This window comes from Paenibacillus sp. 01T422, from assembly GCF_056398785.1.
The window spans coordinates 1-2,430 of record NZ_JBFTQB010000942.1; the positions used below are offsets into that span (position 1 = coordinate 1).

General features: G+C 41.9%; 3 protein-coding genes. 2 read left to right on the top strand and 1 reads right to left on the bottom strand.

Annotated elements, in window-relative coordinates; translation table 11 throughout:
- Positions 1 to 131: 131 nt before the first annotated feature.
- Complete coding sequence (locus tag AC1DUA_RS33805) at positions 132 to 983, top strand: creatininase family protein (RefSeq protein ID WP_477503905.1); 852 nt, start codon at positions 132 to 134, stop codon at positions 981 to 983.
- Between the two features lie 85 nt (positions 984 to 1,068).
- On the opposite strand, the gene AC1DUA_RS33810 is transcribed toward AC1DUA_RS33805, so the two are convergent.
- The gene (locus AC1DUA_RS33810) at positions 1,069 to 1,473 is read right to left on the bottom strand and encodes a VOC family protein (RefSeq protein ID WP_477503906.1); all 405 of its coding nucleotides are present in this window, start codon (positions 1,471 to 1,473) and stop codon (positions 1,069 to 1,071) included.
- Between the two features lie 293 nt (positions 1,474 to 1,766).
- Here AC1DUA_RS33810 and AC1DUA_RS33815 point away from each other — a divergent pair.
- A partial coding sequence (locus AC1DUA_RS33815; protein ID WP_477503907.1) for a spore germination protein occupies positions 1,767 to 2,430 on the top strand: 664 nt, incomplete at its 3' end.

The following is a 2,430-nucleotide window of genomic DNA, read 5'->3' on the forward strand; positions in this document are numbered from 1 at the left end:
GCGTAGGCTTAATCTATAACCTGAATGCAAAGAGGACAAATGAAATGTATGCAGCATTAAAAGAAAGGAGAACGTCTTAGTAAGGAGTACCCATTATTGTGATTCGTTAATAAATGATAGGAGAGATTAATATGCGTACTAGACTTCTTTCAAAAATGACAAATGGGGAAGTTGAACAATATTTAGATCGAAATGATGTTATTTATGTGCCAGTTGGCGTAACGGAAACGCATGGAGCTCTGCCGCTCGATTCTGAAACAGTTTTAGCCGAAGCTATTGCTTTACGAATGGCTGAAGAATCAGACGGACTTGTTTTGCACAACTTACCTTATTTCTTCCCAGGCGGAACCATTATTGGGCGGGGAACGATTCAAATGAGCATAAAAGACGGAATGGCTTATTTAGATAAGATAGCAAAGACATTGCTAAATCAAGGTTTTAGAAGGCAAATTTATATTACTAGTCATGGTCCGGCTTATTTGACAGTAAGCGGCATGGTTCGTGATTTCTTTGATGAAACCAAAGTTCCCGTCTTGTATATGGATGTATTAAAATCAGCAGAGGCAGTGCATTTCAATATGATGGATGCATTTCATGATATGAGCATTGGCGCTTATAAAGTTCTAGGCAGATTAGAAGATGTCCCGTTGAACGTACCCGAATCTCATTCTGTAACTTATGATGTTAGGCATATGTTAGCTGGGATGAGTAAGAATCCTGGTAATATATTAGGAAAATATGCTTATCAATCCGGCGCAGTAGGTTCCTACTTTCACGAACCATCCGATCATATGGTTACACCGCTTCTGAAAACTTCGGAAGAAAGAGAAGCACGTGCAGACGCGGGTGTTCAAGCTATCAACGAGTTGGTAAAGGCATTGGATATGCCGACGATTGTCGAAACACTTCGGCAAGTGGATATCTACACGAAGGATACTATTCTTCCTAAGTACGGTGCACATTTGCCAGGGGAAAAGCTATAAAAATCAAACAAAAAGTCGTGTGAATCGTATGGCATTCGCACGACTTTTCGTAATAAATGCTCAAGAGTTAACCTTCAAATTACCGTCAGCGCCTACCGCTGAACCGTTTGATCGCTTCTTCGGTCACCGGCGCGAAAAGGTTAATCAGATTGCCGTCGGGATCGCGAAATAGTATAGCACGGTTCCCCCATGGCATCGTGGTTGGTTCCTTTACCCACTCGTGGACAAACGGCTTCAAGCGCTCGTATTCGGCATCGACATCATGGACGCGGAACTCCATGATGACAGTGCGATTGCTGGCCGCTACTGCAGAACCAGCGCCGAACAGTTGCACCGTCTGGGAGTGGCCGATCGCCAGGGTGCACGATGGCAAAACAAGTTCGGCAAAGACGGGCGCAGGGCGTTCTGCCGAAACACCCATGACTTTCTCGTAGAACTCGACGAGACGATCCACGTCGTCGGTAATGATGCGCACAGAAGCAAAATTCACGAGGTCACAACCTTTCTATTATCCATGATACAATATTGTATCCTATCATTTTGATTCCCAATAATTCGCATGTAACTCCCACTCCTTTATGTTACTTACTTCGATTATATAAAAGCGCTACTGACAACAGTATGTCAGTAGCGTTTTAACGTTTTCTGCGCTTCCTTCCGAATTCGATCTGGTATGCGTTAGCACACGATATGGATGTTGCACGGATTAGTGTAGTTTCCATAATTTATGTATAAATGAAGCCCTTATTGGCATGATATAAATAAAACTCCAATGGAGCATGTATGAACTTCATCAACTTGTTCAAAAAAAATCGAAAAGTGTTGCTTACCGCTTCAAAAGATACCTTGCCACCTGTAGGGAATGTGGACGATAAATTAACTTCAAGACTTCGATGGTTCCAGAATCAATTGGCTAATTGCTCGGATGTCAGATTTCATGAGTGTTTGTCGGGAAGTTTTCCCTGCGTATTTATTTTTATTGAAGGGCTTGTGGATCAAAACATGCTGCAGGAGCATGTTATTGCTCCGCTATTAACGGAAGTGAACGCTGAGTCGACAAGTGAACTCGCCCAGCACATCTTGCAATTAAAGCAACTTCCCGTTTCAATGATTTCTAGCAGTTATGAAACGAGTACTGCGCTGCAATCCTTGTTTGAAGGTACGGTTGTTTTATTGATCGATAACGAGCCGCAGCTTATTTTATTTCCTATGAGATCAGTCGAAAAAAGGGCGATTCAACAAGCGGAAAATGAAAATGTCATCCGTGGACCTAAACAGGCTTTTGTTGAGGATTTATCAGTCAATATCACCATGATTCGAAGAATTATCAAACATCCAGCTTTGAAAATTGAAAAATTTCAATTCGGTGAGTTCACGAACACCTCTATTAATCTTTGTTATATTGAAGGGATTTGTGAACAAAAACTGATTACCGAAGTGAAAGAAC